General features: G+C 62.4%; 28 protein-coding genes and 1 tRNA gene. 19 read left to right on the top strand and 10 right to left on the bottom strand.

Features of this window, described 5'->3' with window-relative positions; genetic code table 11:
- The 3 genes from FHW96_RS18300 to FHW96_RS18310 all read left to right on the top strand — a co-directional run.
- The coding region (locus FHW96_RS18300; protein WP_253951058.1) for an ArdC family protein at window positions 1–672 on the top strand (672 nt) is incomplete at its 5' end.
- Entirely contained in the window at window positions 669–1,079 is a 411-nt protein-coding gene (locus FHW96_RS18305; protein ID WP_172342029.1) for a DUF2958 domain-containing protein, read from the top strand. The genes FHW96_RS18300 and FHW96_RS18305, both read left to right, overlap by 4 nt.
- Before the next feature lie 3 nt (window positions 1,080–1,082).
- Window positions 1,083–1,322, top strand: a complete 240-nt coding sequence (locus FHW96_RS18310) for an RNA polymerase sigma factor (protein WP_172342030.1) — start codon at window positions 1,083–1,085, stop codon at window positions 1,320–1,322.
- Between the two features lie 127 nt (window positions 1,323–1,449).
- Here FHW96_RS18310 and FHW96_RS18315 read toward each other — a convergent pair whose 3' ends face one another.
- Complete coding sequence (locus FHW96_RS18315; RefSeq protein ID WP_172342031.1) at window positions 1,450–2,367, bottom strand: nucleotidyltransferase and HEPN domain-containing protein; 918 nt, start codon at window positions 2,365–2,367, stop codon at window positions 1,450–1,452.
- A gap of 802 nt (window positions 2,368–3,169) precedes the next feature.
- On the opposite strand from FHW96_RS18315, the gene FHW96_RS18320 reads away from it, so the two are divergent.
- A complete protein-coding gene (locus FHW96_RS18320; RefSeq protein ID WP_253951059.1) occupies window positions 3,170–3,412 on the top strand; it encodes a helix-turn-helix domain-containing protein in 243 nt (80 codons plus the stop codon).
- On the opposite strand, the gene FHW96_RS18325 is transcribed toward FHW96_RS18320, so the two are convergent.
- From FHW96_RS18325 to FHW96_RS18335, 3 genes are all read right to left on the bottom strand, one after another.
- A complete protein-coding gene (locus tag FHW96_RS18325) occupies window positions 3,409–4,635 on the bottom strand; it encodes an integrase arm-type DNA-binding domain-containing protein (RefSeq protein ID WP_172342032.1) in 1,227 nt (408 codons plus the stop codon). The two genes, FHW96_RS18320 and FHW96_RS18325, sit on opposite strands and share 4 nt — an antisense overlap.
- A gap of 165 nt (window positions 4,636–4,800) precedes the next feature.
- Window positions 4,801–4,876, bottom strand: a tRNA-Thr gene (locus FHW96_RS18330).
- Between the two features lie 119 nt (window positions 4,877–4,995).
- Window positions 4,996–6,222: a cation:proton antiporter gene (locus tag FHW96_RS18335; RefSeq protein WP_172342033.1), complete on the bottom strand. Its 1,227-nt coding sequence runs from the start codon at window positions 6,220–6,222 to the stop codon at window positions 4,996–4,998.
- A gap of 142 nt (window positions 6,223–6,364) precedes the next feature.
- Here FHW96_RS18335 and FHW96_RS18340 point away from each other — a divergent pair, with 142 nt between their 5' ends.
- Entirely contained in the window at window positions 6,365–7,105 is a 741-nt protein-coding gene (locus FHW96_RS18340) for an SDR family NAD(P)-dependent oxidoreductase (RefSeq protein ID WP_172342034.1), read from the top strand.
- On the opposite strand, the gene FHW96_RS18345 is transcribed toward FHW96_RS18340, so the two are convergent.
- A complete protein-coding gene (locus FHW96_RS18345) occupies window positions 7,102–9,243 on the bottom strand; it encodes a penicillin acylase family protein (RefSeq protein ID WP_172342035.1) in 2,142 nt (713 codons plus the stop codon). The genes FHW96_RS18340 and FHW96_RS18345 overlap by 4 nt on opposite strands.
- A 224-nt stretch (window positions 9,244–9,467) precedes the next feature.
- Between FHW96_RS18345 and FHW96_RS18350 the strand changes: the two genes are divergently transcribed.
- The 11 genes from FHW96_RS18350 to FHW96_RS18400 all read left to right on the top strand — a co-directional run bounded on the left by FHW96_RS18350 (window position 9,468) and on the right by FHW96_RS18400 (window position 19,749).
- Window positions 9,468–10,412: a VacJ family lipoprotein gene (locus FHW96_RS18350; protein ID WP_172342036.1), complete on the top strand. Its 945-nt coding sequence runs from the start codon at window positions 9,468–9,470 to the stop codon at window positions 10,410–10,412.
- 146 nt (window positions 10,413–10,558) lie between these two features.
- Window positions 10,559–11,302 carry a phospholipid-binding protein MlaC gene (locus FHW96_RS18355; RefSeq protein WP_216650959.1) on the top strand — a complete coding sequence of 248 codons (744 nt, stop codon included), beginning with the start codon at window positions 10,559–10,561 and terminating at the stop codon, window positions 11,300–11,302.
- 26 nt (window positions 11,303–11,328) lie between these two features.
- Entirely contained in the window at window positions 11,329–11,874 is a 546-nt protein-coding gene (gene mlaD / locus FHW96_RS18360) for an outer membrane lipid asymmetry maintenance protein MlaD (RefSeq protein WP_172342037.1), read from the top strand.
- Between the two features lie 3 nt (window positions 11,875–11,877).
- On the top strand, window positions 11,878–12,666 hold the full coding sequence (locus FHW96_RS18365) for an ABC transporter permease (RefSeq protein ID WP_172342038.1): 789 nt from the start codon (window positions 11,878–11,880) through the stop codon (window positions 12,664–12,666).
- The gene (locus FHW96_RS18370) at window positions 12,663–13,412 is read left to right on the top strand and encodes an ABC transporter ATP-binding protein (protein WP_172342039.1); all 750 of its coding nucleotides are present in this window, start codon (window positions 12,663–12,665) and stop codon (window positions 13,410–13,412) included. Before FHW96_RS18365 ends, FHW96_RS18370 begins: the two co-directional genes overlap by 4 nt.
- Before the next feature lie 98 nt (window positions 13,413–13,510).
- On the top strand, window positions 13,511–14,764 hold the full coding sequence (locus FHW96_RS18375) for an FAD-dependent oxidoreductase (RefSeq protein WP_172342040.1): 1,254 nt from the start codon (window positions 13,511–13,513) through the stop codon (window positions 14,762–14,764).
- On the top strand, window positions 14,764–15,189 hold the full coding sequence (locus tag FHW96_RS18380) for a c-type cytochrome (protein ID WP_172342041.1): 426 nt from the start codon (window positions 14,764–14,766) through the stop codon (window positions 15,187–15,189). The genes FHW96_RS18375 and FHW96_RS18380 overlap by 1 nt, the downstream gene beginning before the upstream one ends.
- Window positions 15,190–15,231: 42 nt before the next feature.
- Window positions 15,232–15,672 (top strand): MarR family winged helix-turn-helix transcriptional regulator, encoded by a 441-nt coding sequence (locus tag FHW96_RS18385; protein ID WP_172342042.1) that lies wholly within the window; start codon window positions 15,232–15,234, stop codon window positions 15,670–15,672.
- The gene (locus FHW96_RS18390; RefSeq protein WP_172342043.1) at window positions 15,669–16,925 is read left to right on the top strand and encodes an MFS transporter; all 1,257 of its coding nucleotides are present in this window, start codon (window positions 15,669–15,671) and stop codon (window positions 16,923–16,925) included. The genes FHW96_RS18385 and FHW96_RS18390 overlap by 4 nt, the downstream gene beginning before the upstream one ends.
- 207 nt (window positions 16,926–17,132) lie before the next feature.
- Window positions 17,133–18,830, top strand: a complete 1,698-nt coding sequence (locus FHW96_RS18395; protein WP_172342044.1) for an ATP-binding protein — start codon at window positions 17,133–17,135, stop codon at window positions 18,828–18,830.
- Window positions 18,831–18,834: 4 nt separating this feature from the next.
- Entirely contained in the window at window positions 18,835–19,749 is a 915-nt protein-coding gene (locus FHW96_RS18400) for a DNA-binding response regulator (protein WP_172342045.1), read from the top strand.
- Window positions 19,750–20,030: 281 nt separating this feature from the next.
- On the opposite strand, the gene FHW96_RS18405 is transcribed toward FHW96_RS18400, so the two are convergent.
- Together FHW96_RS18405 and FHW96_RS18410 are read right to left on the bottom strand one after the other, a co-directional pair.
- Window positions 20,031–20,555, bottom strand: a complete 525-nt coding sequence (locus FHW96_RS18405) for a Rid family hydrolase (RefSeq protein ID WP_172342046.1) — start codon at window positions 20,553–20,555, stop codon at window positions 20,031–20,033.
- A 16-nt stretch (window positions 20,556–20,571) separates the two neighbouring features.
- A complete protein-coding gene (locus FHW96_RS18410) occupies window positions 20,572–20,832 on the bottom strand; it encodes a hypothetical protein (RefSeq protein ID WP_172342047.1) in 261 nt (86 codons plus the stop codon).
- A gap of 33 nt (window positions 20,833–20,865) precedes the next feature.
- On the opposite strand from FHW96_RS18410, the gene FHW96_RS18415 reads away from it, so the two are divergent.
- From FHW96_RS18415 to FHW96_RS18425, 3 genes are all read left to right on the top strand, one after another.
- Window positions 20,866–23,511, top strand: a complete 2,646-nt coding sequence (locus FHW96_RS18415; protein ID WP_172342048.1) for a TonB-dependent siderophore receptor — start codon at window positions 20,866–20,868, stop codon at window positions 23,509–23,511.
- A gap of 504 nt (window positions 23,512–24,015) precedes the next feature.
- Window positions 24,016–24,363, top strand: coding sequence for a hypothetical protein (locus FHW96_RS18420; protein WP_172342049.1), 348 nt, complete (start codon window positions 24,016–24,018; stop codon window positions 24,361–24,363).
- Between the two features lie 197 nt (window positions 24,364–24,560).
- Window positions 24,561–25,136 (top strand): hypothetical protein, encoded by a 576-nt coding sequence (locus FHW96_RS18425; protein WP_172342050.1) that lies wholly within the window; start codon window positions 24,561–24,563, stop codon window positions 25,134–25,136.
- Window positions 25,137–25,160: 24 nt separating this feature from the next.
- Here FHW96_RS18425 and FHW96_RS18430 read toward each other — a convergent pair whose 3' ends face one another.
- The 3 genes from FHW96_RS18430 to FHW96_RS18440 are packed head-to-tail and all read right to left on the bottom strand — an operon-like array spanning window position 25,161 to window position 26,280.
- Complete coding sequence (locus FHW96_RS18430) at window positions 25,161–25,451, bottom strand: hypothetical protein (protein WP_172342051.1); 291 nt, start codon at window positions 25,449–25,451, stop codon at window positions 25,161–25,163.
- Window positions 25,448–25,888 carry a chemotaxis protein CheW gene (locus FHW96_RS18435; RefSeq protein ID WP_172342052.1) on the bottom strand — a complete coding sequence of 147 codons (441 nt, stop codon included), beginning with the start codon at window positions 25,886–25,888 and terminating at the stop codon, window positions 25,448–25,450. The genes FHW96_RS18430 and FHW96_RS18435 overlap by 4 nt, the downstream gene beginning before the upstream one ends.
- A gap of 20 nt (window positions 25,889–25,908) precedes the next feature.
- On the bottom strand, window positions 25,909–26,280 hold the full coding sequence (locus tag FHW96_RS18440; RefSeq protein WP_168604272.1) for a response regulator: 372 nt from the start codon (window positions 26,278–26,280) through the stop codon (window positions 25,909–25,911).
- Window positions 26,281–26,291 lie beyond the last annotated feature (11 nt).

Raw genomic sequence — 26,291 nt, forward strand, 5'->3', positions numbered from 1 at the left:
CAGTCGTGGAGAGCCGGATGCGCTGAAAGGTGCACGTCCGGTTCGGAGGGGGGGCGAGCAATGTTCTCTCTGAGACCTTGCCGGCCTACCCTACTGGCCCAATGTGAGGGGCTGGACGAAGGGCAGCGCAAAGACCTGTTTGGTGATCCTGCCCCCTTGCCTGAGCGCGAGATCGTGCCGGTGGCCGAGGAAGTCATCGCCGCTTCAGGCGTTCCCTTCCGCATTGGCGGGGGCAAGGCCTTCTATGTCCCTTCCGCTGACTATGTGCAGGTGCCTCCGCAACCGGCCTTCTTTGAGCAGGTCAATTATTACCGCACCGCCCTGCATGAACTTTGTCATGCCGTGGGCCATAGCTCACGGCTGGATCGCAAGCTCACCAATCCCTTTGGCAGCAAGGACTATGCCCGCGAGGAACTCGTGGCGGAAATGGGTTCGGCTTTCCTCTGCGCGGCGCTGGGCATTGTCCCGACCGTGCGCCATGCCGATTACCTTGGTTCATGGCTGGAAGTGCTGCGCGAGGACAACCGGGCAATCTTCCGCGCCGCCAGTCAGGCCAGCAAGGCCGCCGAATGGTTGCTGGCGAGGCATGCCGAACATAGAGCGGCCAAGATCAGCACGGGTACGTCGGGGCCTGAGCAATGCTCTATCACCGAAGGGAGGGCGGCGGCATGATCCTTCTGCCCGAAAAGATCCGCGTGGCCCTGCTGGTCAATGGTGCTTTCCATAGGGTGGCGCAGCGCGATAATCTGCCCGCACCCGATCCGGTTCCTGTGCTCAAACTGTTCAATCCCTGCGGTGCGGCAACATGGCTGGCGACGGAGCTTGCCGAGGATGGTGATGCCCTGTTTGGTATTGCTGATCTGGGTTTCGGTTGTCCGGAGCTGGGCTATTTCTCGCTGAACGAAATTGCCTCGGTGCGCCTGCCCTTAGGTTTGCGGATCGAGCGGGACGAGCACTTTTCAACCCATCATCCGCTGTCGCTATGGACCCAGACGGCGCGGCGACTGGGTTCGCTCACCTGGGCGGAAATGTCGTTGAACCGGAACGGTGGCGTGTCCGATCTCAGCGGCAGGGCATAGGCCATGGGGCGCGATCAACCGCACCGGGACCATCCTCAGGATCGGACCGCAGGGCAACGCCAGCGCCTGATCAAATTGCTCGATACTTTGCCGATGGTGGAGAGGGCAGCCTATGTCCTTTCCGCCACGGATGGCCTCAGCCATGGTGCCATCGCCTTCCGGCTGGGGGTGAGCATCGGAGAGGTGGAAACCGCTTTGGCGGGGGCTCTCAGCAAGCTGAATAAGGGGTTGGAGGAGCCCTGACAGTAAGACAACCGGCATGAAAGCAGGACAGGCGCGGAAAGGGTGTGGGGAGGCTGTGTGTCGCCCCGTGGCGTGGGCGAGGGGCGCGAAGGCAGGCAAGATCGAAGGGGTGATGGCCAAGAGGTCATCACCCCTTCACAGCAGTTTCCAGCGCGGCCAAACGTTCGGTGCAAATGGTATGAACAATGCGGCCAAGTACCTCGACCCGTTCCCCCAGCCATGACAGTTCCTCGGCACTGATCCGGTAGTGTTTTGAATAGCGGGCTTTGACGTAAGCGTCCTTCAGCTTCTCGAACAGGGCGCGATCCTTGCGCAATTCACGGGGCCATGCATTGAACAGTCGAAGGTCCAGCCGCTCAGCCTGAGTCCTCAGGAAGACGATATTGTGGTTGTGTGGCGTGTAGAAGGTGCTGACCAGCAGGACGCAGTTGTATAGACTCTCGGTCACTTGATGGAGTTCAAAGGCCGTCTCTTTCAGGTGCCCTTTCTCCAACCCAAATCGGAAAAATTCATTCCGGCGCATGGCGCCCGGAAACCACTCCTCAAAATACTCCCGCGCCATATCGAGATTAGCCTGCGGTGTCTTTGGCACCGGCCTGCTTAACTCACGGTCATCGGATTCGTAGATCGCGATGCCCTCGCGGGCGATGTCCATGAAGAAGAAGCGCCCATGGGAGAGGCCGTCGTTCACCTGCTGAAGCGAATGGACGATGAAATTGACCGGCGTCCGCAACCGCCCCGCGATCATCTCCTCAATCAGGCGTTCATCCGCGCGGGTCCAGTAGGCTGCACGGTCAGCAAGTTCCTTCTGGCTGACGATAATCAGCAGGTCGAAGTCCGAACGATAGCCCTTGGTGGTGTGAGGTTCGTCCACCCATCCGCCGCGCGCATGGCTGCCATAGAGAATGATCTTGACGATCTTCCCAGTCCTGCGTCTGCCTTTGGCATCCATGTGTGCGCCGTCGAACTCTTCGAACAGCAGTTGCACCACGCGGTCGAGTTCGCGCTGCTTAGGGGCTGGCAGATGATCGAGACCGGTCTTCATCACCTCATCCTAACAACATCTTGCATGGCCCGCGCAACTGAATTGGGCGAAGGCGGCAAGGGGGTTGCACCCCTGCATGGCCTTCCGATCCCCAGGACACGCGGGGATTTACCCCAAGGGGTTTTGTCATCGGCTTCGCTTCCGCCAAAGCCCCCGAAGGCGCCGCCCCTGACATCGACGAATCATCCCATAAAGCCAGTGGTTTGCCCACCCCTGAAAGTCCTTTGCGGGCGCATGGGACAGGCCCATGCGGGAAGTCGGACGCACGCCCCGACGGGCGTAAGTTGTAATGGACCCTACGCACGCGTGCTGCGACCAGTTTCCGCATGGAAATCAGACTGTTGTATCTGTCGTCCGTGTATGACATGATTCCGGTGTGGTGTTGTACGGGGCACACGAGCCTCGACAGGCGTAGCGTCAAACAGCGGAAAGAGAACTGTTTTTTCCGGTTGTACGTGTACCATCCACCTTTGTAGCGTTTCGAAAGGGCAGGGGAATGCTCTTCCCGGAATGAGTCCACTTTCAGGGAGGCTGCCGGACCCGAAGTCGCGCCATGCGCCTCAAAGCCGATCTTGAAATGCAGGCTATGCGCCTGTATCCTCGACGGTGCTTCATGACCCCGGCGAAGGTTTTCCAATGAGAAGGCCTTCCCTATGTCCAGAATGAATTTCCTTCCTGACAGATGGCTGCGCACCGTTTTGATGCGACCTGCGCGCGCCGCCAATTCCCCCTTATCGGGCCTGCTGCGGCAGTGGCTCGACCAAGCATGGCGGGGCGTCACCACGGAAGAGGATGCACCCCAATGAAGAAGCGCATCCCACCCGCTTCGCCCTCCGTGGCCCCAATGGACGCTGCGCCCATTCTGCCTAAACCGCTGGCATTGCGCATCCCCGAGGTCCTGCGCATGACTGGCCTCGGGCGCACCAAGCTCTATGCCCTTATCGCCGAAGGTGAACTGGCCAAGATCAAGATCGGCAGGGCGACACTGATCCCGCTGGCCAGTCTGGAAGCCATGCTTGAGCGTGGACAGCAGCATCGCCCCTAGCCATGCTTCTGATCGGGGAAGGGGAGGATCGCGGCACCGTCGCGCAGCGCGTCGAGATAGTCGGACCACCACTGCGCCATCTCGACGCGCTCTTTCCAATGCGCCCCGCGATGATAGGCCGCGCGCACTTTGTCGCTGTCGCCATGGGCCAGCGCCCGCTCAATCGCATCGGAGGACCATTTGCCGGATTCGTTGAGCAGGGTGCTGGCCATCGCCCGGAAGCCGTGTGCAGTCATTTCGTCACCAGAGTAGCCCAAGCGTCGGAGGGCTGCGTTGACCGTGTTTTCCGACATTGGGGAGCGGGGCGTCCGGATCGACGGGAAGACGTAGGTCGAATGACTGGAGATCAATCTGGCCTGTTCGAACACATTTATCGCTTGCCGCGAAAGAGGCACCGCGTGTTCGACCCGACCTTTCATCTTGGAGGCAGGAATGCGCCAGACCGCATCGTCCAGGTCAATTTCCTTCCATTCCGCGCGCCGCAATTCGCCGGGACGCACGAAGACCAGAGGCGAGAGCTTCAATGCCAGCAGAGTGGACGGTTGACCTTCATAACCTTCAATCGCCCGCAGGAGTTGACCCACCCGTTTCGGTTCGAGAATGGCGGCAAGATGCTTTGGCCTGCGGCTGGCCAGTGCGCCGCGCAAGTCGCGGGTGGGGTCGCGTGGAGCGATTTGGTTGGCGACGGCGTAGCGAAACACCTGCCCTACAAACTGCAAGGTGCGATGAGCCTTCTCATCGTTCTTCGCTGCTTCGTAAGGGCGCACGGCGTCGAGAATTTCGAAGGGTTCAATATCGGCAATAGGGCGGTTGCCAATCGCCTTCGCTACAAGGCTCAAGAACCATTCGCGCTTGCGCAAGGTGGCATCGGCTTTCCCGTCGTTGCGGTTTTTCTCGATGTAGCTTTGGGCGATCGCGCTGAATGTGTTGGCTGCGTTGATTTTGGCAGCCCGTTTGTCGAGTTGCTTCTTGCGCGCCGGGTCTGTGCCTTTGGCCAGCGTGGAGCGAGCACGATCACGCGCCTCACGCGCCTCCTTCAGGCTGACATCGGGATAGGCCCCCAAAGACAGCTTCTTTTCGGCCCCCACTTCGTTGCGGAACTTGTGCTTCCAAAGGCGGCTCCCGTTTGGGGTCACCAGCAGGTAGAGGCCTTTCTCATCGGTCACCTTGTAGGGCTTGTCGCGAGGCTTAAGAGCACGGATCGCAGAATCGGTCAGAGCCATTTGGGGGCCTTTCGAAATGGGGCTTTTTAAAAGGCCCCCAGACAGGCCCCATTCGTGCGCCGAATATGGACGAACGAAGGTGAACACTGACGGCTAGGCCAGTGCTTAAAGTGGCAGATTTCCGGGATTTTTTCAACCTTCAGCGAACTTTGGCGAAGGGAGGAATGGTGCCGCTTAGGTGACTCGAACACCTGACCCCATCATTACGAATGATGTGCTCTACCGGCTGAGCTAAAGCGGCACTCCAGCGGTGAGGCGGGCGTTTAGCTATAGCGGGGCGCGATGGCAAGGCAAAAAAGCGACAAAACTCGTAATCCTTTCAACAGGCCTTTCGGCAAGCCCCAGGCATCGGCCCTGGCCTCAGCCAAACCGGCGTGAAAGCGCCAGCAGAGGCGAGGCCATCAGTGTGGTGACAATCGCCATCAGCACCAGAATCGCAAACAGGCCCGGCCCGATGATCCCGGCCTGAAGCCCGATGTTGATGATGATCAGCTCCATCAACCCGCGCGCGTTCATCAGGGCGCCAATGCCAAGCGCGCTGCGATTGTCCTCGCCCGACAGGCGCGCGGCCAGATAGCACGCGCCACCCTTGGCCAGCACGGCCGCCGCCATGATCGTCAGCGTGACCAGCACCAGATCGAGATGGCCCAGCACCTGAAGCTGGGTGTTGAGCCCGGAGAAGGTGAAGAACATCGGCAGGAGGAATGTGGTGGCAAAGGGCTCCAGCCGTGTACGCAGCCCCTCGACCAGAGCGCCGCGCGGCATGGCTGTGCCCAGCAGAAACCCGCCAAACACCGCGTGCATCCCGCAGGCATCCATCGCCCATGCGCAAAGCAGGAAAAGCCCCAGCACCAGCGTAAGCAGTCCGTCGTCCATGCCCCGCGTCTCGGCGCGGCGGCCCAGCGGCGCCAGCAGGCGCGGCGCGATCAGCACCATTACCAGCGCAAAGACCAGCCCGCCGCCGCCCGCCTTGATCGCCACGGCAGGCCCCGCGCCTAGGCTGGCCAACACCAGTGCCATGACCACCCACGCGCCCGCATCGCCGATCGCGCCCGCCGCAAGGCTGAGCGTGCCCATCCGAGTGCCCGCCAGCCCTTGCTCATGGATGATGCGCGCCAGCATCGGAAAAGCCGTGATGGCAATCGCCGCGCCCAGAAACAGGCTGGCCTGCGCCGTGCCGACATGGGGCATGAACAGGCCCGGTTGCGAAATCAGCCAGGGCGCCATCGCTGCGGCCGCCGCAAAGGGCGCAGCCATGCCCGCCACAGACACTGCCGTCGCGCGCCCGGCGTTCATGCTGAACTCTTCGCGGCTGAAGGTCAGGCCGACCAGAAACATATAGAGGCCCACGCCAAGCTGCGCGCCGACATACAGGATCTTTTTCAATTCCGGCGGGAACAGCATCGCCTCCACCCCTGGCGCCAGATAGCCCAGCAGCGAAGGCCCCAGCAGCACGCCCGCGATCATCTCGCCCACCACTTGCGGCTGGCCCAGAAAGCGCCGGGCCGCCCAGCCCACGATGCGCGAGGCGGCCAGAATGGCGGCCATGGCCAGAAAGAACAGCGGCGAAAGTTCGGCGTTGGACATGGGCATCCCTGTGGTGTTTTGCAATTGTTTGCACAAAGTCTAGCTTATTGAAATCAACAAGTCACCCATCGTGATTACGATACTGGATTTTTGTCAGGAATAAATACAAAGTGGGCGCCAGATCAAAACATGGGAGAAGAGGATGAATTTCGCAGGCCGCCATATCGTCATCACCGGGGCCAGCACCGGCATCGGCCGTGCCACCGCCGAAAGGATCGCGGCTGGGGGCGGCAGGCCGGGCCTGATTGCCCGGCGCGAGGGGATCCTGCGCGATCTGGGCGGGGCGCTGAACGCGGCCTGGGCGGCGGCGGATGTGGGCGACAAAGCGCAATTGACCGCCGCGCTCGATGCTCTGGAGGCGCAGAACGGCCCGATTGACGGGCTTTTCCTCAACGCGGGCACCGGCGGGGCCTTTGCGCCCGTTTCGGCCTATGGCGATGCGATGTTTGACGAGGTGATGCGGGTGAACACCACCTCGCTGTTCTGGGCCATCGCTCATGTGTTGCCCGGCATGATTCAAAGGCGGCGGGGCGCGATCCTGATCACCGGGTCGCTGGCCTCGGTGCGGGGCATGGCCGCCAATGTCGCCTATGTGGCCAGCAAGCACGCCGCGCTGGGCATATCGCGCGCGGTGGCGATGGAGGCTGCCCCCTTTGGCGTGCGCTGCAATTGCCTGCTGCCCGGTTTTATCGAGACGCCGATGCTGGCCGATGTGCCCGAGGCGCAGCGCCCCGCCATGGCCGCCCGCGTGCCGCAGGGCCGCATCGGCACCGCCGCCGAGGCGGCTGCTGTCGCCGCTTTCCTGCTGTCTGACGATGCGTCCCATGTGACCGCGCAAAGCTGGGCGGCCGATGGGGGCATCTTGGGGACACTTTCGGTTTAACGCCGGGTCAGCACGCGAGTGCTTTCGGCATGGGCCTTGATGTCCGCCGGATAGAACCAGACCGGGCGCAGATCGCCCGCCAGATAGCGCTGCGCCTGATCGGTGAAATGGGGGGATTTGGGGTCGCCGCTGGCGCCGCCCGTGCTGATCGCGCGGGCGGTGACGCGCGGGCCGAATTCGACCGCGGCGATGAAACTGTTGCCCCGGTTGCCGTAATAGCGCTTCATTCCGGCTACGCGCGGCCCGCTCGACACGGCCAGCGCGCCCCATTGCGAGGATGTGAAGGCCACCGGCAGGCTGGGCTTTGCATCGTCATAGGGCTGGGTAATCGCCCCGGTCAGGCGTTGATAGCGGTTGAGTTCGCCCCATGGCACGCGCCAGTCGCCAAAATCCTTGGTCAGCCGCGCCATGGCTTCGTCCAGCGCGGCAAGGCGCTGTTCGCCCGTCGCCTGTTCGTCCATCCAGTCCCACAGGCTCATGCGCTGCTTCTTGGCGCTTTCGGCCCCCTTGGCCCACAGGTTCTCGCCCCAGACGATGGCCAGCGTTTCGGCGGTGGAGGCGGTCGAGGTGCGATGGTCCCAGCTTTTGAGCAGGGCGATCGCCTCGGCGCGCGCGGGCGAGGGGGCGGCGGCGTCCGCCGCAAACAGGCGCGGCAGCATCCGGTCAAACGCGGGCAACCATGGATCGTGGCCCGCCGCAATCAGGCTCTCGAGGGTGAAGCGCGGCGTGGCGGCCAGCACGCGCTCGGCATGAGGTCCGCGCGGATTGGCGCCCACCTCGTCCATATAGGCAGGATACGCGCCCTTGCGCGGCGAATCGGCGCCCGCCGCGCTCCACGGCGCATTGTTGGTGTTATAGGCCCAGCCATTCTTCGGGTCGATCACCTGCGGCAGGGTGGACAGCGGGTGCAGCCCCATCCAGTCGGTGCGCGGATCGGAGCCGTCCACCGGCGCGCGCCAGTCGAAACGAGAATCGCGGATCGGCACGAATTGCGGGTGGAGATAGGCGATATGGCCCTTGTCATCGGCAAACAGCGTGTTGTTCGAACTGTTGGCCTTCAGCCCGGCGATTTTCAGGAAACCGGCCAGATCATGCGCCTTTGTGCGCAGGAAACTTTGCTCCAGCGCGGGCACGGGCTTGTTCATCAGCGATATGGCGATCCATTTGCCGCCTTCCTCGCGGATGATCGGGCCATGGTGGGTGGCATAGGTTTCAAAGGTCCGCTGCGCCATCGTGCCATCGGCCATGCGATAGGACAGGGTGATCGGTTTGACGATCAGGGGGCGGGTCTGTGCGCCATATCGATATGCTTTACCCTGCGGCGTTTCGACGATGCTTTCGGCATATTCGTCGACATTGTCGATGCCGCTGGAGGTGTGCATCCATCCCGCGTGCTGGTTAAAACCCTGATAGATAAAGGGCTGGCCCCATGTCACCGCGCCATAGGCGTTGAGGCCTTGCGCGCTGGTCATCTGCAGTTCGGAGCGGAAATAGAAAGTGGTGTGGGGGTTGATATAGAGCAGCGCATGGCCGCTTGCGCTGTGCCCCGGCGCGATGGCGAAACCGTTCGACCCCTGCGGCTCGCGGAAAATCAGCCCGCGCTCCTCGCCCGTCATGGCCAGCTTGTGGTGGGTGTAGAAGCCTTCGAGCTGGGAAAGGGCTATGCCTTCGATATCGCCGCCAATGCTGCCCTCGGTGAAGGAGAGCGCCATCCATGGCTCGAAATGCGTCAGCACGCGGGGCTTTGTTTCCGGATGATCGGCCAGATAGGCGTTCAGCCCGCCCGCCCATGCATCCATGATCGCTTTCAGCCAGGCCGGGCTGCGCGCATAATCGGCCTTCAGCCGCGCCGGGTCGATGAACAAGCGCTGGCGCAAATCCTGCCAGATCGCCTTTTCCCCCTCCGCCTCGGCCATGCGGCCAAGGTTGGTCAGGTAATTGACCTCAATCCGGTTGAAGTCATCCTGCGCCTGCGCATAGACCATGCCATAGATCGCATCGGCGTCGGTTTCGCCCCGGATATGGGCAATGCCCCAAGTGTCGCGGGTGATTGTCACCTTATGGGGCGCGGCTAGACCCGGCGTAGCCAAGGCCGAAACCGACAAGGCCAAAGTCGCCATGCCTATTGTCAATCGCATCCCTGCTCCCCATCTGCGCCTGCGCCGGGGCCTGTCTAGCATGGGCAGCAAGGACGCAAAGGGGCAGTTTGACGCAACGTATGGCGGCGGGCGACCTCTGGCGGGAATTGCTTTGCTGCAAGAAAAATGCTCTGGCGCAGGGAAGGGGATTCGGGTGATGCTCAAACTCAGGACCGCCATGGGGTGGCGTTTCTGCGGGCGGGCATAATGATGGAAGCTTGGATATGATCGTAATGCCCCTATCGGCCCTGCTGTTGGCCAGCGTTTCCTCCGTCCCGGTTACGGCTCCGGCCGCTCTTGGTTCATCGCTGCTGGTGCAGGCAAATGACGCGCCTCATATCGCGGCTCTGCCGCTGGACGGCGGTGCGGGCGATCCCCAGCAGGCCGCGCCCGGCGCATCTCAGGCCGAGGCCCCTGCCACGCAGAGCGCTCCGCCTGCGGATAACGGCCCCGCCAATGCCGCGCCTGCCGGTGCTGTGCCTGCCGATGTCGCACCCGTCGATGCTGCTCCGGCCAGCGAGCCGATGCTGCTGCGCGATCCATGGCACAAGCCCAATCGCGACATTTTCGCCTTTGACGTTTTTTTTGAACGCAAGATGCTGGCCCCTCTCGCCCATGGCTATCGCGCGGTGACACCGCAGATTTTCCGGGCCGGGGTCAACAATGCCATCCTCAATCTGGACGAGCCGAGCACCGCCATCAATCAGGTGGTCCAGCTCAAGATCGGGCGCGCGCTGAAAACCACGGTGCGCTTTGCGATCAATTCGACGATCGGCATCGGCGGCCTGATCGATGTCGCCTCGGCGGGGGGGCTGCGGCGGCGCCCTGCCGATTTCGGCCAGACGCTGGGCCGCTATGGCGCAAAGCCAGGGCCTTATGTGATGCTGCCTTTCCTTGGACCGTCGAATGTGCGCGACGGGTTTGGCCGTCTGGTCGATACGTTCACCGATCCGGTGGGCTTTGTGATCGGCGGCATCTTCACCTCGCCGGGCGGCGCGGCGCGCTTTGCGATGGCGGGGATCAACTGGCGCGAAAAGAATGACGGCACGATGTCGGCCATCTATGGCGCGTCCGATCCCTATGCGTTCACCCGCGCGGCCTATAGCCAGCAGCGTGCAGCCGTTGTTCAGGACGCCACAGGTAAGGCGGCGGCACTGCCGGATTTTTGATTCGGCCAACCTTATAAAAAAGGTCGGATTTCTGATTCGGCTTGCCTGTTAAAAAACGCCGGGTTTTTGATTCGGCGCCGCTTTTTCAAACGCCGGATTTTTCGGTCCGGCGGATTTTCTTCACGCGTTGGTGCGGGGCTTGGGCATTGACCAAAACCTGTGTCGCGGCCAAGGGGTGCCGCGACCGGCAGGCCAATGCCTTCCCTCCCCCGATGCTGGTCATGGAGCTGCCGATGTTTCGCGCTGATCTGAAGCTGTCTTTCGCGCTGGGCGTAGCAGGTGTGGTTGCCGCCGCGCTGCCGGTTGCCGCGCCTGTGGCTTTTGCCCAATCCGCCCGCGACGCCAATGCCGAAGCCTTTGTGCAACAAGGCGCGCGCGAGGTTCTGGCCGTTTTGAACGACCGGACCAGAAATGATGCGGCCAAGAAGGAGGCCTTTCGCGTCCTTATCAACCGTCTGATCGATGTGCCCAAGGTGACGCGTTTCGTGATGGGCAAATATGCCCGCAGCGCAACGCCCGATCAGTATAACCGCTTTTCCGCCGCTTTCCGCACCTATGCCGAGGGCGTCTATATGAGCCGGATCGACGACTATCACGGCGAAAAGGTCGTGGTGCTGGGCTCTCTGGTGCGTAAACCCGGCGATGTGCTGGTCACCACGCAATTGGCCGGCGGCCGGTCGAGCGCGCCCACCAATCTGGTCTGGCGCGTGCTCAATGACGGTTCGGGCTGGAAGGTTGTCGACGTTCAGGTTTCGGGCGTCTGGCTGGCCATTACCCAGCAGACCGATTTCGTCTCGACCATCGACAACAATGGCGGCAAGATCGACGTGCTGATCGCGCAGTTGATAAAGGATGGCGGCACGGGCAAGATCCTGCGCAGCGGCAAGTAAGCACAAGAAAAAGGTAGGAAAGACGCATGAGGGCAAGTTGGGCCGAAACGATCATGGGCTTTGCCGTGCTGGCCTTTGCTGCATTGATGCTTACCTATGCTCTTGGTGTTTCGGGGTTGAAGCACAGCAGCGGCACCTATGAGGTGAGCGCGCGCTTTGGCGAGGCGGGCGGCATTCAGCCGGGCGCCAAGATCACCGTTTCGGGGGTCAAGGTGGGATCGGTCAGCGATGTGACGATTGATCCCAAGACCTATCTGGCGGTGATGCATCTCTCGCTGTCCAAGGATGTGAAGCTGCCTTCGGATTCGACGGCCAAGATCACCAGCGACGGCCTGCTGGGCGGGGCGCATATCGCGCTGATGCCGGGCGGGGCCGAGGATGATCTCAAGCCCGGCGGCGAGATCAACAACACGCAGGGCGCGGTCGATCTGTTCGGCCTGATCGGGCAATTCATCCGCCCGCAAAGCGGTTCGCCTGCTGCCGCTTCTTCTGCCGATAGCGCGGCCAAGGCTCCTGCTGCTGCCCCTGCCCCTGCTGCGCCCAAGGCCGCCGCCGACCTGCCCGAGATGTAAGCCATGGGGCTGTTTTCCACAAACCCGGTGGCGGCCCTTGGGCGCGCCACATTGGAGGGCGTTGGCGCGATTGGCCGCGTGGGGCTGTTTGCCGCGCGCGGGATCGCGGCGGCCATTTCGCCGCCATGGTATCCGCGCCAGATCATCGCCCAATTCGCCAGTGTGGGTTTCCTCTCGCTGCCGGTGGTGGGGCTGACGGCGTGGTTTACGGGCGCGGCGCTGGCGCTCAATATCTATTCGGGCGGGGATCGGTTTAACGCCGAAACCGTGTTGCCCCAGATCGTGGCGCTGGGCATCACGCGTGAATTGGGGCCGGTGCTGGCCGCGCTGATGCTGGCGGGGCGCGTGGCCTCGGCCATGGCCTCGGAAATCGGGGCGATGCGCGCGACCGAACAGATCGATGCGATGGTCACGCTGTCGACCGATCCGCGCCGCTATCTGATCGCCCCGCGCCTGATTGCGGCCACGATCAGCCTGCCGTTGCTCACGCTGATTACTGACATCATCGGGGTCGCTGGCGGGATGCAGGTGTCCAATTACCTGATCGACCTGTCGCCGGGCATCTATATCGCCAACACGATGGACTTTCTGACCGCGTGGGACGTGGAATCGGGCCTTATCAAATCGGCGGTGTTCGGTTTCATCATCGGCCTGATGGGCTGCTATCACGGCGACAGCGCCAAGGGCGGCGCGCGCGGCGTGGGCCGGGCGACCACTTCGGCCATGGTGTCGGCTGCTGTGCTGATCTTGGCGGCGGACTATCTCTTGACCTCGGTGTTTGCCCTGAAATGACAACAACGGCTAAAATCGCATGGACGGGCATTTCCAAGCGTTTCGGCGCGCAGGTGGTGCTGGAGGGGCTGGAGCTGGCGGTGGCGCCGGGGCGCTCGCTGGCGCTGCTGGGGCGTTCGGGCCAGGGCAAGTCGGTGACGCTCAAACTGGCGCTGGGCTTGATGAAGCCCGATGCCGGGCAGGTGTTGCTCGATGGCGTGGACGTGACGCGGCAAAGCGAGGCCGAGCGCCGCGCCAGCTTTCGCGGCATCGGCATGCTGTTTCAGGGCGGGGCACTGTTCGACAGCCTGCCGGTCTGGGAAAATGTCGCCTTTCGCCTGATAAACGCCGATGGCGTGGGCCGGGCCGAGGCGAGGGATCGCGCGGTCGAGGCTTTGGCTTTGGTCAAGCTCGCCCCCGAAGTGGCCGATCGCTATCCTTCCGAACTGTCGGGTGGGATGCAGAAGCGCGCAGGGCTTGCCCGCGCCATTGTCGGCACGCCCAGCCTGCTGTTTTTTGACGAACCCACCACGGGCCTTGATCCGATCACGGCGGGCGCGATCAACGAGCTTATCCGCGACCGGGTGACGTCGCTGGGCTGCACCGCCGTGTCGATCACCCATGACATGGCCTCGGCCCGCACGATTGCCGACGAACTGGCAATGCTGGACAATGGGCGGATCGTGTGGCGCGGGCGGGCCGATGAGCTGGACCATGCCGACCATCCGCTGGTGCGCGCCTTTGTCACCGGCCAGAGTATGGAATAAGACGCGCATGGAATAAGGCGCGAATTTCTATACGCAATTCGCGCCATTCCCTTTAACGTTGCCCCCTTGCAGCTTCGCGCCGCCAAGGGGAGATCACGATGAGCCGTCAGAACTGGTATCCGCAAGCCAATCTTGCGCGGCGCGAGATGCTGCGCGGAGGCGCGGCTTTGGGCGCGGTGGGGGCGCTGTCGGCCTGCAGCGCGGGCAAAGTGGCTTCTGCCGGTCCTGCGCCCCGGCGGCCATACCTCACGCCGATGCGGGTGACGCCCGATCAGTTGATCGACATGAAATGCTGCATCCGCCCGGTGCGCGCGGCGGGGCCAAACCTTGGCACGCAGATGATCGGCGATACGCTGGTCGTGCATAATTACGGCCATGGCGGCTCGGGCTGGTCGCTGTCTTGGGGCAGCGCCGAGGTCGCGGTGGGCAAGGCTTTGTCGGTGCTGCCCTCGGAAATCGCGGTGGTGGGCTGCGGCATTATCGGGCTGACCACGGCGGTGGTGGCGCAAAGGGCGGGGCTCAAGGTCACGATCTACACCCGCGATGTGATCCAGCGCACGCGATCCTTCCGCGCGCATGGCTCGTTCACGCCGGATTCGCGCGTGGCGCTCTCGGCGCCCGCCGGGGCGGGCTTTGGCGATCTGTGGGAACAGATGACGCGCCTGTCATGGAAAGGCTTTCGCTCGATGCTGGGCCTGCCGGGCGATCCGGTGGTGTTTCAGGATGCCTATGCCTTGTCCGATGCGCCGCCGGTCAAAAAGCATCACGATGCCGACCCGGCCATCAAGGGCGCGTGGGAGCCGGGCGGATTGCCTTTGCAGGAGTCCGAATGGGCGCATTTCATGGATCGGATCAAGGATCTGGTGCCCGATCCGGTGATGCTGCCCACGGCGGAAAATCCGTTCCCGGTGGCCTATACGCGCCGCTCGTCGGAAATGCATTTCAACTTCCCGTCTTACGCACACCATCTTCTGACCGAGTTTTACCAGCACGGCGGGTTGATGGTGATGCGTGATTTCAACGACCCCTCGCAATATGGCCAGCTCAAGGAAAAGGTGGTCATCAACGCCACCGGCTATGCCGCGCGCGACCTGTGGCGCGACAAGACCGTCTTCCCCGTGCGCGGCCAGACCGGATGGCTGGTGCCGCAGCATGACGCGCCCTATTCGCTGCGCTACAAAAACGCCTCGCTGATGGCCAAGAATGACGGGATCGTGGTGATGAACAACCCCATTGATCTGGGCGAAATGTTCGGCGTGGGTGACAGTATGGAGCTGGCCGATCCGGCGCCGATCCTTGAGGTGATGAAGATTGTCGAGCCGATCATGGCGGGCATGAAGGGGATCGCGTGATGAAGCGGATCAGCAAGCTGACGCTGGCGGGCGCGCTCACTCTTGCGGCGGTTCCGGCCTATGCGGCGGGCACAGCCAATGGCGTTTACACCGAGGCGCAGGCCGCCGAGGGCGCGGCGGTCTTTGCCGAGCGCTGCGCCATGTGTCATGGCAAGCAGGCCGAGGGCACGTGGGAAGTGCCCGCGTTGAAGGGCAAGTTCATGGGCAATTGGGGGCGGGAATCCCTGGCGGCCCTGTCCGATTATCTGGCCCGCGCCATGCCGCAATTCGCGCCCGGCACGCTGGAGCCCAAGGATAATGGGCGGCTGGTGGCCTATCTTTTGAAGATCAATGGCCATCCGGCCGGTGCCAAGCCCTTGCCCGAGGATCATGCCGCGCTTGCCGCGATCCGCATTGATCCGCTGGCGGCCACGGCGGTCAAGTAAGGCGCGATTGACAAGAGGACCTGGGCGGGTGATATGATGTATATGCATCATGAATCCCTCTCAGGCTCGCCTTGTGCCTGCACCAGCCTGCGCAAGGCGACCCGCACGCTCGACCGGCTCTATGACGCAGCGCTTGCGCCCCATGGCGTCACCACCACCCAGTTTGCGCTGATGCGCAATATCGAGCGGGCGGGGGCGATTGTGCTCAACCAATTGGCCACCTTGCTGGTGATGGACCGCACCTCGCTCTATCGCACGATCCGCACGATCGAAGAGGCTGGATGGGTCAGCATTGCCGATGGTCCGGGCAAGGCGCGACTGGCGCAGATCACGCCCGAGGGGCAGGCGATGCTGCGCCTTGCCGAGCCGGACTGGGAGGATTTGCAGGCGCAGATCCATGGCCGCTTGGGCGAGGACGGCTGGGCGCGGCTGATGGAGATGAGCGGGGCGATCATCAATCTTGGCCGGGAGGCAAGGGCATGAGCCGCCGGTTCCACCCCGCCTTTCTGGTGGCGGCGATCACCTTTCTGGCCCTGCTGGTCTCGGCGGGCGTGCGTTCCGCGCCCAGCGTGATGATCGTGCCTCTGCAACTCCATTTCGGCTGGGACCGGGCCAGTATTTCGGCCACGGCCGCGCTGGGGATCTTTCTCTATGGTCTGGTCGGGCCTTTTGCCGCCGCGCTGATGATGAGCGTGGGCGTGCGGCGGGTGATGATGGTGGGCCTTGCGCTGATGGGCGCTTCGGCGCTGGTCAGCCAGTATATGACGCAAGCCTGGCAATTCACTGCGACATGGGGCGTGGTTTCCGGCCTTGGCACGGGCATGGTCGCCAGCGTGCTTGGGGCGACCATGGTCAACCGCTGGTTTGCGCGCAACCAGGGGTTGGTGATGGGCATTTTCGCCGCCAGTACGGCGACGGGATCGCTGATCTTCCTGCCTTTCCTCGCTTGGCTGGCGCAGGGCGGGGCATGGGTGGGTGTGGTGCGTACGGTCGGCATCGCCTGCCTTGCGCTGGTGCCGCTGGTGGCGTTTCTGGTGCCTGAAAGCCCGGCCAGCGCGGGTGTGGGCCGCTTTGGCGAAGAACCGGGCGCAACCCCGGCGCGCAAGCAGAGCGGCAGCCCGCTCTTTGCGCTCCATATCCTGTGGAAGGTGCGCGGCAATGGCACGTTCTGGCTGCTGTTCGGCACGTTCTTTGTCTGCGGGCTGACCACCAATGGGCTGGTGGGCACGCATCTTATCGCGTTTTGCGGCGATCATGGGATTGCCCCGGTGGCCGCGGCGGGACTGCTCTCGCTGATGGGCCTGTTCGATCTGGTGGGCACGACCGCTTCGGGCTGGCTGACCGACCGGCATAATCCGCGCTATCTGCTGGCGGTCTATTACGGCTTGCGCGGGCTGTCGTTGATCGCTTTGCCGTTCATGGATTTCGGGCCTTTCTCGCTGGGGGCTTTTGCCATCTTCTACGGGCTGGACTGGATCGCCACCGTGCCGCCGACGCTTGCCATCGCCAATCGCAGCTTTGGCGAGGGTGAGGCGCCGGTGGTGTTCGGCTGGGTGGCGGTGGGCCATCAGGTGGGCGCGGCGGCGGCGGCCTTTGGCGGCGGCCTCGTGCGTCAGGAATGGGGCAGCTATGCGCCCGCCTTCATCGTGGCAGGTGGCTTCGGGCTGGTGGCAACGCTGGCGCTGTTGGTGGTGCGTGATGGCAATAGGGGGCGTTTGGCCGCGCTGGCGGTATAGCGTTAAGCCGATGAGCGCTTGCCAGTCTGTTTCTAAAGTGCAACAAACGATATTAAAGAATAATAAGATCAAGGCAGGGTTGTAAATGGGTCGAATTGAACGCGGGCGGGCCTTTGCGGCCTTGCTGCCTTCGGGCGGCACCCTGATTCCGGGGGGCGGTTTTTGCGCCCTGCGCCCGGGGACGAAAATGGGGGATGTCGCTTGATCATGCCCCATTATCCCAAAGCATCGGAAAACGCGCTCAGTCAGGTCGACGCTTTGGACTATCTCGACACCGCCGAAATCGGAGCAAGGCGGCTGTTGGGCGCCGGATTGATGGGCGGTCTGGTGGTTGAGGCGGTGACCGGCCTCGATCTTTTGCAAAATCCGTTTGATATGGCCCATGGCGTCACGCTGGCGGCGATGCCCGCGCTGGCGGGGCTGGGGCTTTATATGTTCCGCCGATGGCAGGAATGCCATGCCCGCTGGCGCAAGGCGGCATCGACCATCGATGATCATGTCAAAGCCCGACAGGCCGCCGAAACCGCCAATGAGGCCAAGAGCCGCTATCTGGCCAATGTCAGCCACGAGATCCGCTCACCCCTGAACGCGATCTATGGCTATGCTCAATTGGTCGAGCGCAACGATGGCGCGGGCGCCCAGGAGGCGGCCACCGTCATCCGCCGCTGTTCCGAACATATCACCAGCCTGGTCGAAGCCTTGCTCGACATTTCGCAGGTCGAGGTGGGCGTGATCCGGGTCAAGCCCGAGCCGGTGCGCCTCGATCAGTTCATTGAGCAGTTGATCCGCATGGTGCGTCCCGCCGCCAGCGCCAAGGGGCTGGAATTCCACTACGAAACGCAGGGGCGCCTGCCTGCCGTGGTGCGGATGGACCAAAGCCGGTTGAAACAGGTCTTGCTCAACCTGCTGCTCAATGCCGTCAAATATACCGATCAGGGGTCGGTCACGCTGTTCCTGCGCTATTCGGGACAGGTGGCGACCTTTGAGGTGCGCGACACCGGCCCGGGCATCCGCGAGGAAGACCAGCGCGCGATCTTTGAACCCTTTGAGCGCGGCGGCAATGATGCGCTGCATTCGCGGCCCGGCGTGGGGCTGGGGCTGGCCATTGCGCGCGCGATCATGGGCATTCTGGGCGGCCAGCTCGAATTGGCGGGTACGTCGGATGAAGGCACCTGTTTCCGCCTGACCATCATGCTCGGCGAGGTGGCGCAGACCACCAGCCAGCCTGCCAAGAAGCGCGAAGTCAGCGGCTATCTGGGCCGCCGCCGCCATGTGCTGATTTGCGATGACGATGGTGAGCAGCGCAAGTTCCTGACCGAATTGCTCTCTTCGCTGGGCTTTGTGGTGCAGGCGGTGCCCAATGGCGAAACGGCGGTGGCGCTGGCGGAGAGCGAAAGCTCGCCCGCCTTCGATCTGGCGATCCTCGACATTTCGCTGCCCGGTATCGACGGCTGGACCACGGCGCAGCATATCCGCGACCGCTTTGGTGAGGATATCCGTATCCTCATGCTTTCGGCCAATGCGGGCGAATTCCACCGGCCCGAAACGCGCAAGCCCGTACATGATCAATTCCTGGTTAAGCCTGTTGCCTTCAATCAGCTGATTGAGACGATCGGGGGCTTGCTCGATCTGGCATGGGGGGTCGAATCCGAACCTGCGCGTTCGCCTCTGCCTTTGTTTGCGGCAAGCGATGAGGCGCCCGTGTCAGATTCCGGCACAATCGAGACAACAGACCGTACGGCAAGGCTTCGCGAATTGCTTAGAATAGGTTATGTGCGTGGGCTTGAGCAGGAGATCCGCCAATTGGCGGCCCAGCCCGAAACTGCCGAACTGGCCGGAAAACTGTTTACATGCCTGGATCGTTTTGATCTGAGCGGCATGACGCGCATACTTGAGGAGTGCTAACCGCATGTCGCTGCCTGTCCATACGCAGACCGTGCTGGTCGTCGATGACGAACCGGATTCGCTGCGCATGCTCACCGCCGCGCTGGAAGGCGCCGAGCTGAGCGTTCTGGTGGCAACCTCGGGCCAGGCCGCGCTCGATCTGCTGGGCCATATCCTGCCTGATCTGATCCTGATGGATGCGGTGATGCCCGGCATCGACGGGTTTGAAACCACCGCCCGGATCAAGGCGCGGCCCGAACTGGCCAATGTGCCGGTGATCTTCATGACGGGCCTGACCGAGAGCGAGCATGTGGTCGAGGCCTTTGAGGTTGGCGGCACCGATTATGTGCGCAAGCCGGTCAATCTGATGGAGCTGATCGCGCGGGTGCGGGTGCATATGGCGCAGAGCCGCGCGATGCATGCCAGCGTGGCCAGCCTTGACGCCACCGGCCGCCTGATGATGGCCACCGATGCGCAGGGACGGATGCTGTGGTGTACGCCGCGCGCCGAACAGGCCATTGCGCGGCTGGTGCCCGATTGGAGCCGTGAAGGGGGACTGCCGCCTGCGGTGGCGCTGCTGGTTGAGCGTCTTTTGCAGCGCGGGGGCAAGCCGGGTTCGGCGGTGAAGGGCGAATTTGGCGAAAGCTCGCTCGAATTGCTGGTGATCGCCCATTACCGCGAGAATGAGGTGCTGATCCGCCTCAACGAAATCAGCCACGAGCAGAATGTCACCAAATTGCGCGACAGTCTGGAACTGACCCAGCGCGAGGCCGAGGTGCTGCTGTGGGTGGGCTATGGCAAGGCCAGCAACGATATTTCCGATGTGCTGGATATTTCGCCGCGCACGGTTCAAAAGCACCTGGAGCGGATTTACGTAAAGCTGGGCGTGGAAAAGCGCTCTGCCGCCGCGGCCATCGCGATCCGGATTATCGAACAGTAAGGGCTTGGGCGCGCTTTAGGCTTATGCCTGAAGCTGTCTGTTGGTTGGCAAATCGGCCTCCACGATTGGCCTGTGGCACCAGCCCTCTCCCCCGGCCTTGCCACCCATTGAGTGTACCCTGTGGGTGGCAAGGCCGGGGGAGAGGGCTGGTGCCGGGCGTGGCACGGATGTGTCATGCCCAACATCAAAAACTGTCGCCGCGCCACCTGAATGGCGAAGAATGACGCGGCGACAGGCACCGGTCCGACCATCGCGCCGGGACCGGTGCGGTCCTTAAAGGCTTACTTCTTGGCCTTGGGGGCGGGCGCAGGCTTCTTGGCGGCAATTGCCTCGATCTCGATCAGGAATTGCGGGGCCACCAGATTTGCCACCTGAAATGCCGAGCGGGCCACGGTGTCGGGGTTTTCCGCGCTGCCGAAGAATTCCTTGAAACCGGCGTTGGCCCCGGCAAAGTCGATCTTGCCCAGCTTGGGGTCGGCCGCGATGAACAGCGTCATCTTGACCACATCCTTGATCGAATAGCCTTGCGATTCCAGCTGTTTCTTAATCTTGTTCAGCACGCTGACGGTCTGGGTCTTGGTGTCGCCGAAATCTTCCATCGTGGTGGCCTTGGCCGGGTCGATGGGCGAGGCCAACTGGCCCGAGAGGAAGTAGATTTCATTGCCGGGCGCCACGCGCACGCCGTCCAGAATGAAGGCGCCGGGGTTGGTCTTGATGCGAGTCACCTGCGCCTGGGCCGGAGCGGCCGCCATCAGGATCGGCAGCAAAGCGGCACAGCCGGCGGTTTTCAGCATTTTACGCAGCATAATAGGCTTCCTCGTTTTACGTAACACGCGCCATTTCGGGCAGAAGAACTGTGTCCATATTGTCGCGATTTTGCGCGTTGAACAGTCCAGTTTCGCCACCTGACAGGTCGGTACGCAAATCGGCGTATGGGCATTTAGGACGGAAAATTGTGCATTTGCGAAAGGCGACGATGTAGAGGGAAACTGCATTGGCCGCCCTCGTCGCGAATGTTTTACGATTTTTGCCGCGTACCAGACCATAAGCGAAGGCGCTTTTGGTGATGGATGCTTGTTGCATTGCAGCATGCGTGGCCAGTTCAGGGGGACTTTCATGCAAGCCATCAAGAAGGTTGCGATTGCCGCACTTCTTTCCAGCACTGTTCTGGGCGCCACCTCGGCCTATGCCGCAGAGCCTGCCGCCGCCGCCGCGCCCGAGGAAGGCGCCGCGATCATCGTGACCGGCACGCGCACTACGGGCCTGAAGGCGGGTGACAGCCCGGCTCCGGTTCAGGTACTCAGCTCCGACCTGATGGCCCGCGCGGGCCGCTCGGACATCAACACCGCGCTCGCGCTCTCGGTGCCCAGCATCCAGATTCAGACCTTCGGCAATGATATGACCGCGTTCCACCCTTCGGTGAAGCTGCGCGGTTTGAACCCCAACCACACGCTGGTGATGATCAACGGCAAGCGCCGCCATGGCACCGCGAACGTTGTGGTGACCAATGCGATGTGGACGGGCGCTGCCGCTCCCGACATGGGCCTCATTCCCATGGAAGCGGTCGAGCATGTCGAAGTGCTGCAGGATGGCGCGGCGGCGCAGTACGGCACCGATGCGGTGGCGGGCGTGGTCAACCTGATCCTGAAAAAGAAGGACAAGGGCGGCTATATCAGCGGCTCGGTCGGCCAGTATTATGCCGGCGACGGGTTCAACTATGAACTGGCGGGTAATATCGGCATGGCGCCGGTCGAGAATATGTACCTGAACCTGACCGTGCAGCATAAGGTCAAGGATTACAGCTTCCGCGGCGATGTCGATCCGCGCGTGGTTTCGGGCACAACGCAGGGGGCCACGCTGCTCTCGCGCTTTCCGGGCCTGACCTCTGCGGCCAATTATCCCTATGTGAACCGCATCTTTGGCGATGGCCGCATGGCGCTCACCAACATGTTCTACAACATGGGCTATACCGGCATTCAGGACATCGAGATCTACTCTTTCGGTTCCTATTCGACCCGCACCGGCAGCACCTATCAGAACTATCGCCTGCCCAACGTGGTTTATGGGCAGAGCGCGGTGGTGGCGCCGTCCTCAGGCGTGGCCACGGGCGACATTCCCTTCCCCACCGGCTTCTCGCCGCTTGAAGCGCTGAAAGAAACCGACTTTGCCTGGACCGGCGGGATCAAGGGCACTTTCGGCAAGTCCACCGTCGATCTGTCGGCCACCTATGGCAAGGACATCAACAAGGTTTACGTGGTGAACTCGGCCAATGCCGCGCTTTACTACGATTCTTCGACGACCACCCGCGCCGGCTACACCCCGCGCGATGTGTTCGACGGTTCGTTCACCGCCTCGCAGTTCACCGTCAACCTCGACGGCACGCATGAGCTGGAAGTCGGCCTGTCCGAACCGGTCCATCTGGCTGCGGGCGGCGAATGGCGCCGCGACACCTATGCGCTGGGCGCGGGTGAAGTGGCCTCCTATTATGTCGGTACCGGCAAGCTGGGCGGCGGCATCCAGTCCTTCTTCGGCTATTCGCCAGCCAATGCCAGCAACAACAGCCGCACCAACTTCTCGCAATATTTCGATATTTCGTTGAAGCCGGTTGAAAAGTGGCTGGTCGATGGCGCGGTGCGCCACGAAAACTATTCCGACTTTGGCGACACCACCGTCTTCAAGCTGACCAGCCGCTATGACTTCAGCCCCGCGATTGCGGTGCGCGGCACGATTTCGACGGGCTTCCGTGCCCCCACGCTGGCCGAAGGTTTCTATTCGGGCATCAACGTGGGCCCGGCTTCGCTTTCGGGCATTTTCGCGCCCAACTCGGCGGGTGCCAAGGCGCTGGGCATTTCGGGCCTGAAGCCGGAAAAGTCGACCAACCTCAGCTTCGGTCTGGTGCTCAACCCGCTGCCCAAGCTGACGATCACGATCGACGCCTACTCGATCTATCTGCGCGACCGTATCGTGCAGTCCTCGGGCTTCCTGGGCTATTCGAACAACTGCAAATATCTGCCCGGCGGCTATTCGCCCTCGACCGATCTGAATGCGGCGCTCTCGGCGGCGGGTTGCTCCAGCAATGTGATCGTCTCGCCCTCGGTTCTGACCGCGCTGTATAACAACGGTGTGCCGATCACCTCGATCATCGACACGATCAACGGCGGCCAGTCGGGCTCGCTCACCATCAACTCCTTCGTCAACGGGTTGAGCACGCTGACGCGCGGGGTGGACTTCCTGGCGACCTATAACACCCATGCGGTTGGCGGGCGGGTCGATTTCTCACTGTCGGCCAATTACAACGAAACCTCGATCAAGGCGATCAACGCCCCGCCCTCGAACATCAATTCACGTCAGGGCATCTTCGACAAATATTCGCAATCGGCGCTGACCGACACCACGCCCAAATGGCGCGCAACGTTCAACACCTATTGGGAAAGCGGCAAGGTCAGCATCAACTTGCGCGAATCGGTCTATGGTCCGGCCAAGCTGCTGGCTCAGACCGCTCAGACCGCCGAAGATTACTATCAGCGCGTCGGCACCAAGTTCGTCACCGATCTTGAAGCCACCTATGCCTTTACCCGCGACATCAAGTTCTCGGTGGGCGCCAACAACCTGTTCGGCATCTATCCTGACAAGATCCCTGCTTTTGCCCGTCAGCAGCAGTTTAATGTCGCCTCGACCGCCTATGTCAGCCAGTATCCCTCCTTCTCCTCGGTGGGGATCAACGGCGGCTATTATTATGCCAAGCTGGGCGTGAAGTTCTGATCGGAAAGGGGGCCGCTTCTCGCGGCTCTCGTGCCTGCGCGAAAGGGCCGTCGGGGATCATCCCTCGACGGCCTTTGACGTGATTGCCTGAAAAGAAATGCACAAAAAGAAAGCAAGCCGGCAGCGATGGGGTCGATGCGTCGCTGCCGGCTTGTTCACTTGCGTAAAAACGCAAGTGAAGGGGGTGCAGCCACTTGGGGCTGCGATCGGAAAATTGTGGGTCCCACCGGCGGGGACGGCCAACTTTCCTTTTTCGCACATCCGGCATGCCGGAATGCCGGGAACGGAAGACGCATTCGCCTCGCGCCTGCTCTTCCGGTAATCCCACTGCCTTCAGCCGCTGAGCTGACAGGGGGCAAGCCAGCAGCGGCTGGACCCTGACGACCCCGGACGCAGTGGGCGTGGGTAATTTTTCTATTGAGCCGGTGCCTCCGCCCGGCCGCTCATGAACTGGTTCCTCAATGCGGCTTGCTGTCCGCATTCTGGCCAGGCGGACCAAACTCCATGGCAGCCGGGTTCATCCCCACCCACCGGCCCGCTGTCGCATCGGTGATGCGATCCGGGCATCTTGCTGTAACCGAGGCACAATGGGCCCCGGCCGCCGACAATGCGGCGAGCATGAAACGCATGGCATCTTCTCCTGCGAACAGTTGGTCTGTCCTTACCATCAGTGATTTACGAAAACCCGTGCCAAAGGCGAAGGTCTGGGCAAATCCTCTGTTGGTTGCCCTTATTGGGCTTGTCTTGGCAATTAATACAAATCCTCCCGATCTTCAACAGGAATTGCATGCTGCGCCGCAAAGTTGCGGTAAAATGCATTGCTGCACTTGCGAAATATTGGTGGATTTGTGATTCGCAGGCGATGGGCGGGCGGGCGCGCAAGGGGTGGATAGATGGGAAATGGAGGCAATAAACCGTCCCGTTTTGCGACGCCTTCCGCGAGAAAACTATGGATAACTACGTGTTAAGTCTCAAACCGGAACAGTTTATGCCCGTTTACTAGATCCGTTATCGTTGATTCCCTTTGCGCCGCGGCGGATGAGATGGACATGACCCAACGCACCAACACACCCACCAAGGCCCTGACCATGACAATCAGCGAATGGCGTTTGCGCCTTGCCGAATTGTGCCGTGATTGTGTGCTCTCCGAATCGGATGACGAAGGCGATTGCCTGCGCCTTGCCCATGCCCTGATGATGCAGGCCCCAGAAAGCCGCAGCGATGTCACCGGGCTCGATCTGAGCGTTATCCTGTCGCATCTGCCGCCCATGGCGCGGATCGAATGTCTGATCGAACAGGGCGCGCTGGACAGCGTGGCGCTGGCGCTGCTGCCCGAAGAGGCCAGCTATCTGATGTCGCGCTCGATTGACGGGGCCTGGCTGGCTTCGGTCTTCTTGCCCGGCATGGAGGAGGACATGACCTCGGAAGGCGGCAGTCTGGCCATGGCGCTGACCTCGGCGCTGCTGGCGTCGCTGGCCCATGTGGCCCAGCCTGCGGGCGCATCGGCGGTTCAGAGCGCGACGATCTCGGGCACGGCGCATTGCGATGGCGACGTCTGGCCTCAGGGCGGCGACGCCTATGCCGAGAGCATCTGGCAGCGGCCCGCCGGGACGCTGCTCAACTGATGCTCCATGCGCGCGGGGCGCCGGTCAATGTGCGCGGGGCGCAGCAAAGCGCGCCTTGAGCGCCTCGACCCCGATCGTATCGACCGCCGAAAGCGGGCAATCGGCGTGCAGCAACGTGGCCAGCCAGCGCTGCTTCTGCGCGATCAGATCGATGGACTGCAGCGTGCCCACATGATGGGCGATGATCGCCGGATCAAGGCAGAGCGTGGTGCCCAGATCCTCGATTTCGGCGGCCAGTTCGGTCAGCACATCGGCCACCGTGGTCAGATGGGCGGCGATGCGGGCGGGATCTGGTGTGGCGGGTTCCTCGGTCATGCTGCCTCGCCAAATTCCGCGCCATCGGCCAGAGCCGCCAGATTGAGCACCATCACCATGCGATCCTCGATCGCGGCCAGCCCTTCGAGGAAGGAAATGATGCTGTCATTGGCGGTGGTCGGCGGAGGTTGCAGCGCATCAGTGTTGAGCGTCACGATGTCGCTGACCGAATCGACGATCAGCCCGCAGACCTGTGCGCCCAATTGCGTCACGATGATCGCATGGCGCGGTGTCGGCTCGGTCGGTTCCCAGCCCAGCCGTGCAGCCAGATCGATCACCGGCAGCACAGAACCGCGCAGATTGACCACGCCCGCCACATAATGCGGCACGCGGGGCAGACGGGTGGCCGGGCTCCACGCGCGGATTTCGCGGATGGCCATGATGTCGATGCCGAAAACCTGCCCCCCGACTTCGAAAGTGATGAGTTCACGGTGCATGGGTCGCTCCTTTGCCAATATCAGTGGGAAACGCGGCGCACGGCGGCGACCAGCTTTTCCGGGTCAAACGGCTTGACGATCCAGCCGGTGGCCCCGGCCGCGCGGGCGCGGGCCTTCTTCTCCTCGCTGGATTCGGTGGTCAGCACCAGAATCGGGCGGTCGCGGTGGCGGTTGCCCTGACGCAGCTTTTCGATCAGGCCAAAGCCGTCGAGACGCGGCATGTTGATGTCGGTGATGACAACATCCACCTCGTTGAGCGCCAGCCATTCGAGGGCGACTTCGCCATCCTCGGCCTGCGCAACGTCAAAGCCCTGGCTGGTCAGCGCATGGTTCAGCAGGGCGCGCATGCTTGCGCTGTCGTCAACGGTCAGAATGCGGGTAGTCTTATCCATGGGCAGGGTCG

The organism is Novosphingobium sp. SG751A, assembly GCF_013149295.1.
In the GTDB taxonomy this organism is placed as follows: domain Bacteria; phylum Pseudomonadota; class Alphaproteobacteria; order Sphingomonadales; family Sphingomonadaceae; genus Novosphingobium.

Bases quoted from the DNA above. Each gene is read 5' to 3' on its own strand.
- FHW96_RS18305 (WP_172342029.1), top strand. From the start codon at position 669: ATGATCCTTCTGCCCGAAAAGATCCGCGTGGCCCTGCTGGTCAATGGT.
- FHW96_RS18310 (WP_172342030.1), top strand. From the start codon at position 1,083: ATGGGGCGCGATCAACCGCACCGGGACCATCCTCAGGATCGGACCGCA.
- FHW96_RS18315 (WP_172342031.1), bottom strand. From the start codon at position 2,367: ATGAAGACCGGTCTCGATCATCTGCCAGCCCCTAAGCAGCGCGAACTC.
- FHW96_RS18320 (WP_253951059.1), top strand. From the start codon at position 3,170: ATGAAGAAGCGCATCCCACCCGCTTCGCCCTCCGTGGCCCCAATGGAC.
- FHW96_RS18325 (WP_172342032.1), bottom strand. From the start codon at position 4,635: ATGGCTCTGACCGATTCTGCGATCCGTGCTCTTAAGCCTCGCGACAAG.
- FHW96_RS18335 (WP_172342033.1), bottom strand. From the start codon at position 6,222: ATGTCCAACGCCGAACTTTCGCCGCTGTTCTTTCTGGCCATGGCCGCC.
- FHW96_RS18340 (WP_172342034.1), top strand. From the start codon at position 6,365: ATGAATTTCGCAGGCCGCCATATCGTCATCACCGGGGCCAGCACCGGC.
- FHW96_RS18345 (WP_172342035.1), bottom strand. From the start codon at position 9,243: ATGCGATTGACAATAGGCATGGCGACTTTGGCCTTGTCGGTTTCGGCC.
- FHW96_RS18350 (WP_172342036.1), top strand. From the start codon at position 9,468: ATGATCGTAATGCCCCTATCGGCCCTGCTGTTGGCCAGCGTTTCCTCC.
- mlaD (WP_172342037.1), top strand. From the start codon at position 11,329: ATGAGGGCAAGTTGGGCCGAAACGATCATGGGCTTTGCCGTGCTGGCC.
- FHW96_RS18365 (WP_172342038.1), top strand. From the start codon at position 11,878: ATGGGGCTGTTTTCCACAAACCCGGTGGCGGCCCTTGGGCGCGCCACA.
- FHW96_RS18370 (WP_172342039.1), top strand. From the start codon at position 12,663: ATGACAACAACGGCTAAAATCGCATGGACGGGCATTTCCAAGCGTTTC.
- FHW96_RS18375 (WP_172342040.1), top strand. From the start codon at position 13,511: ATGAGCCGTCAGAACTGGTATCCGCAAGCCAATCTTGCGCGGCGCGAG.
- FHW96_RS18380 (WP_172342041.1), top strand. From the start codon at position 14,764: ATGAAGCGGATCAGCAAGCTGACGCTGGCGGGCGCGCTCACTCTTGCG.
- FHW96_RS18385 (WP_172342042.1), top strand. From the start codon at position 15,232: ATGCATCATGAATCCCTCTCAGGCTCGCCTTGTGCCTGCACCAGCCTG.
- FHW96_RS18390 (WP_172342043.1), top strand. From the start codon at position 15,669: ATGAGCCGCCGGTTCCACCCCGCCTTTCTGGTGGCGGCGATCACCTTT.
- FHW96_RS18395 (WP_172342044.1), top strand. From the start codon at position 17,133: ATGCCCCATTATCCCAAAGCATCGGAAAACGCGCTCAGTCAGGTCGAC.
- FHW96_RS18400 (WP_172342045.1), top strand. From the start codon at position 18,835: ATGTCGCTGCCTGTCCATACGCAGACCGTGCTGGTCGTCGATGACGAA.
- FHW96_RS18405 (WP_172342046.1), bottom strand. From the start codon at position 20,555: ATGCTGCGTAAAATGCTGAAAACCGCCGGCTGTGCCGCTTTGCTGCCG.
- FHW96_RS18410 (WP_172342047.1), bottom strand. From the start codon at position 20,832: ATGCAACAAGCATCCATCACCAAAAGCGCCTTCGCTTATGGTCTGGTA.
- FHW96_RS18415 (WP_172342048.1), top strand. From the start codon at position 20,866: ATGCAAGCCATCAAGAAGGTTGCGATTGCCGCACTTCTTTCCAGCACT.
- FHW96_RS18420 (WP_172342049.1), top strand. From the start codon at position 24,016: ATGGCAGCCGGGTTCATCCCCACCCACCGGCCCGCTGTCGCATCGGTG.
- FHW96_RS18425 (WP_172342050.1), top strand. From the start codon at position 24,561: ATGACCCAACGCACCAACACACCCACCAAGGCCCTGACCATGACAATC.
- FHW96_RS18430 (WP_172342051.1), bottom strand. From the start codon at position 25,451: ATGACCGAGGAACCCGCCACACCAGATCCCGCCCGCATCGCCGCCCAT.
- FHW96_RS18435 (WP_172342052.1), bottom strand. From the start codon at position 25,888: ATGCACCGTGAACTCATCACTTTCGAAGTCGGGGGGCAGGTTTTCGGC.
- FHW96_RS18440 (WP_168604272.1), bottom strand. From the start codon at position 26,280: ATGGATAAGACTACCCGCATTCTGACCGTTGACGACAGCGCAAGCATG.